The organism is Synechococcus sp. MU1651, assembly GCF_023630635.1.
Classification (GTDB): Bacteria; Cyanobacteriota; Cyanobacteriia; order PCC-6307; family Cyanobiaceae; genus Parasynechococcus.
Map to the genome: position 1 here is coordinate 1 of NZ_JAKUHJ010000022.1, position 4,673 is coordinate 4,673.

Here is a 4,673-nt window from a genome sequence, read left to right on the forward strand (position 1 = left end):
CCTACACCTTCACCAACCCCAACTCCAGGACCGGCACCGTTACCAACGCCGTCTCCATCACCTCTACCGACGCCGTCTCCAGCACCAACCCCTGGACTGTCGCTTCTGGAGCAGGCCGCGGCTCAACGCCAGCAGCGTCAGCAGGATCTGGATGAACGGGCTCTCGAGGCTCCCCCTGCACCCACGCCGGCTCCCACCCCTGCGCCAGCTGTCGACTCAGAAGAGCCGCAGCTGGGTGACTTTGATCAGGATTTCACCTGGTCTGCCGAGGTGCTTGCAGCCCAGGGCCGCCGCGTCGATCAGGTTTCCCTCGAGGAAATCGATTGGTTGGGTCGGCTTCGTCGCGGTCTTGAAAAGACCCGTCAGGGCTTTGTCACCAGCCTTCTGGAGAATCTCGGTGACGATCCGCTGACGCCGGAGGTTCTCGACGATCTCGAAACCCTCCTGCTGAGGGCGGACGCTGGCGTCCAGGCCACCGATCAGGTTCTGGATGCCTTGCGACAGCGGATGAATGAGGAGGTGGTCGATCCTGCGGAGGGGATTCGCTTCCTCAAGGAACAGCTGCGTGGCCTGTTGGATGCCCCGATCCAGGCCAGTGGTGTTCCTCTTCTGGCGCCCGAACGGGATCGCCTCAACATCTGGTTGATGGTGGGGGTGAATGGGGTTGGTAAGACCACCACCCTTGGAAAACTTGCCAATCTTGCTGTTCGCAGCGGCTATTCAGCTCTGATCGCGGCCGCCGACACCTTCCGGGCTGCAGCTGTCCAGCAGGTTGAGGTCTGGGGAGAGCGCAGTGATGTTCCGGTGGTGTCCAACCCCAGCAGTAATGCCGACCCCGCTGCCGTTGTCTTCGACGCGATTGGTGCCGCTCGCTCGCGCAAGTCTGATCTGCTGTTGGTGGACACCGCCGGGCGCTTGCAGACCAAGCACAACCTGATGGAGGAACTTCAAAAAGTCAGAAAGATCATCGACCGTTTGGCGCCGGAGGCGAAGGTTGAATCCCTGCTGGTTCTTGATGCCAGTCAGGGTCAGAACGGGCTTCGCCAGGCCATGGCCTTTGCCCAGGCGGCCGGCCTCACCGGCGTTGTGATCACCAAACTCGATGGCACGGCCCGTGGCGGTGTCGCTTTGGCGGTCTCCTCTGAGGCCGGATTGCCGATCCGTTTCATTGGCGCTGGTGAAGGAATCCGCGATCTGCGCCCCTTCAACAGTTTTGAATTCGTTGAGGCTCTGCTGGCTGGACGCTGAAGCGTTGCTACCTTGCGTATCCTGGGGGTGCGAGGTTGAGCAGCAAGCCGCCCGGACGTCATCCCAGTTCTGCGCAGCGGACCGGGACTCCATCGCCAGAGGCGATGGCCTCGTTGCGTCAGCTGTTTGACAGCCTCAGCAGTGAACAGCGTCGCAACCAGGACCTGTTGGTCTCCCTGGGGTTTGCCCTTCGCAGCTTTACCAACCTCCAACGCTTTCTTGAGCTTGTGCCTGTGGTGGCCTCGCGTCTGGTGGGGGTTGAGGGGGCCTTGGTTGTTCCGTTTCAGTCGGATGGTCGCCTCTGGCGTGATCAGCTGCAGGGGAGTCCAGCTGAGCCGTCCCAGGATCTGTTGCGGCGTTTGGCAGCCTTTGAACCCGGCTCTGCGGTGGGTTTTGGTAGCGACGATCAGCAACTGCTGGCGCTCGATCGTCTGGTCCAACGCTGTCTTCCCAAAGCAGCTCTGTTTGCCACGTCGATGACGGCCCGTGGTCGCTCGAGGGGGCGTCTTTACGTCTATGTGCGCAACGCTTCCTTGGTTTGGACCGAGGTGCACCGTCGGCACGTCCAGTTGGTGGCGGATCTTGCTGGTGTAGCGATCGAAAACGATCAGATGCTGCAGGACGCCCGCCGGCATGAGCGGGTGGATCGACAACTCAGTATCGGCGCAGAGATTCAGGCTCAGTTGTTGCCGGATCGCTGCCCTGTGATTGAAGGGGTCGATTTGGCCGCACGCTGTCGGCCTGCGTATCAGGTGGGGGGTGACTACTACGACTTCATTCCCACCCGACCGGAACTCATCGGTCGACGCCGTGAGCGGGGTCGCTGGGCGCTGGTGATGGGTGATGTCATGGGCAAGGGCGTGCCCGCTGGTCTGCTGATGACGATGCTGCGCGGCATGCTGCGCGCTGAGGTTCTCAGCGGTCTGCCACCGGATCGGATTCTCCACGACCTCAACCAGCTGGCGCAGGAAGACCTGGCGCAGTCGCACCGGTTCGTGACGCTGTTTTATTCCGACCTGGATCCGCGCACGCTGCGGCTGCGTTATGCCAATGCGGCCCACAACCCGCCCCTGCTTTGGCGTGCCGAGCGACGGGTGATCATGCGGCTCGATGCGGCTGGGCTGCTGATCGGTCTCCAACCCGAAGCTGAGTTCGCCCTTGGCGAGATTCGCCTTGAACCGGGAGACGTGTTGCTCTATTACACAGACGGTGTCACTGAAGCACCGGGGATTACGGGCGATCGTTTCGACGAAGCGCGGCTGATTCGTGCCCTTGAAACGGCCTGCCGCAGTGGTCAGGGGGCGCAGGGAATACTTGAAAGCCTGTTTGAACGCTTGGACCGTTTTGTTGGTCCGGATCGTCAGCTGGAGGACGACGCGTCGCTTGTGGTGCTGAAAGTTCCGGAGGCGGTCACGTTGCCGAGTGTGCAGGGACGGTCAATCGCCTGACAAGCTGAGGAAATCGACGGATGAATTGATGGCTGGTGGGGTGACCGGTGGTGCAGCAGGCACCTGGAGCGATCGTTTTGAGCAGGGTCTGCATCCCTTCATCGAGGCGTTCAACGCCTCCATCGGTTTTGACCTGACCCTTCTTCAGGAGGATCTCGATGGATCGATCGCCCATGCCCGGATGCTCGCCAGCGTCGGAGTGATCACGGAAGGGGAGGCTGAGCAGCTGGTGGAGGGCCTGGAGACCGTTCGTGCTGAGGCGGCATCCGGCAGTTTCCAGCCCGGCTTGGCTGATGAGGACGTTCATTTCGCTGTGGAACGTCGGCTGATTGCCTTGCTCGGTCCCGTGGGCAAGAAGTTGCACACCGGACGCAGCCGCAACGATCAGGTTGGGACTGACCTACGCCTCTGGCTGCGGCGACGGCTGGATGGCCTGGATCAGGATCTGCAGCGGTTGCAGGGGGCGCTGCTGACCCAGGCGGATCGCCATCGCCGCACCATGATTCCCGGGTACACCCACCTCCAGCGGGCCCAGCCGCTCTGTCTCGCCCATCACCTGCTCGCCTATGTCGAGATGCTGGAGCGCGACCGTGAGCGACTTCAGGATGTGCGGAAACGCGTGAACATCTGCCCGCTTGGCGCTGCTGCCCTGGCGGGCACGCCGGTCCCGATTGATCGCCAGCGCACCGCGAAGGAGCTCGGTTTTTCAGCGGTTTATGCCAACAGTCTCGATGCGGTCAGTGACCGCGATTTCTGCGTTGAGTTCTCCGCTGCCGCCTCCTTGGTGATGGTGCACCTCAGCCGTCTGGCGGAAGAGGTGATCGCCTGGGCGTCCGAGGAATTCGGCTTCGTGCGGCTCAGCGACCGCTGTGCCACGGGCAGCAGCCTGATGCCCCAGAAGAAGAATCCCGATGTGCCTGAGTTGGTTCGGGGAAAGACCGGACGGGTCTTCGGCCATCTCCAGGGATTGCTGACCATGATCAAGGGTCTTCCTCTGGCTTACAACAAGGATTTTCAGGAAGACAAGGAGGCGTTGTTTGATGCCTTCCGCACAACCCGTGATTGTGTTGAGGCGATGGCGATTTTGTTTGAGGAAGGCCTTGATTTCAGGGTCGAGCGCCTCAATGAAGCGGTGGAGCAGGATTTCTCCAACGCAACGGATGTTGCCGACTATCTGGTGTCTCGCGGTGTTCCATTTCGCGAGGCGTATCAATTGGTCGGTGCTGTCGTCCGGCGCTGTCTCGAGCAGGGATGTCTGTTGCGGGACCTTGATCTGAGTGCCTGGAAGGAACTCCACCCGGCCTTTGAGGCGGATCTGCACGATGCCTTGGCTCCCCGTGCTGTTGTGGCCGCCCGTCGCAGTGAAGGGGGGACAGGATTTGAGCGTGTTGATGAACAGCTTCAGCGCTGGTTACAGCGTTTCAACGGAACTCAGCCGGTGGGATGACTCTCACCCATAACCGGGTCTACGCTTAATCAGCCAAAGGTATGTCACTTCGTTCCGGAGTCATGGCCCGATGGCAATGTTGAAGGCCTCATCGGTCCACTGTTTCGTACCCGGTCCACGCAAAACGTGAGCATTTTTGTCGGCAACCTTCCCTTCCGCGCTGAGCAGGAAGATGTGATCGAACTGTTTGCCCAGTTCGGTGAAGTGACCAACTGCGCCCTGCCCCTCGAGCGGGATACAGGCCGCAAGCGTGGTTTTGCCTTCATTGAGATGGCCGATGAGTCCACCGAAGAGGCAGCGATTGAGGGGCTGCAGGGTGCAGAACTGATGGGTCGTCCTCTGCGGATCAACAAAGCGGAGCCCCGCGGCAGCGCCCCCCGTCGTGGTGGTGGCGGTGGTGGCTACGGCGGTGGCGGTGGTGGCTATCGCGGTGGTGGCGGTGGTTATGGCGGTGGCGGCGGCGGCTACGGCGGTGGTTATGGCGGTGGCGGCGGTGGTGGTGATCGTCCCTCCGGTGCACGGGGCTGGGA

General features: G+C 61.6%; 4 protein-coding genes. All 4 read left to right on the forward strand.

Annotated features, from left to right (window positions below; all coding sequences use genetic code 11):
* The coding region (gene ftsY / locus NCN05_RS11310) for a signal recognition particle-docking protein FtsY (protein WP_250398155.1) at positions 1-1,248 on the forward strand (1,248 nt) is incomplete at its 5' end.
* Between the two features lie 35 nt (positions 1,249-1,283).
* Positions 1,284-2,696, forward strand: a complete 1,413-nt coding sequence (locus tag NCN05_RS11315) for a PP2C family protein-serine/threonine phosphatase (RefSeq protein WP_250398156.1) — start codon at positions 1,284-1,286, stop codon at positions 2,694-2,696.
* A 28-nt stretch (positions 2,697-2,724) separates the two neighbouring features.
* Positions 2,725-4,143, forward strand: a complete 1,419-nt coding sequence (argH, locus tag NCN05_RS11320) for an argininosuccinate lyase (protein ID WP_250398157.1) — start codon at positions 2,725-2,727, stop codon at positions 4,141-4,143.
* Positions 4,144-4,269: 126 nt separating this feature from the next.
* Positions 4,270-4,673: RNA recognition motif domain-containing protein (locus NCN05_RS11325; protein WP_250398158.1), on the forward strand; the 404-nt coding region annotated here is incomplete at its 3' end.

What these genes read in the sequence shown, in the direction of transcription:
- argH (WP_250398157.1), top strand. Translation starts at nt 2,725, where the DNA reads ATGGCTGGTGGGGTGACCGGTGGTGCAGCAGGCACCTGGAGCGATCGT.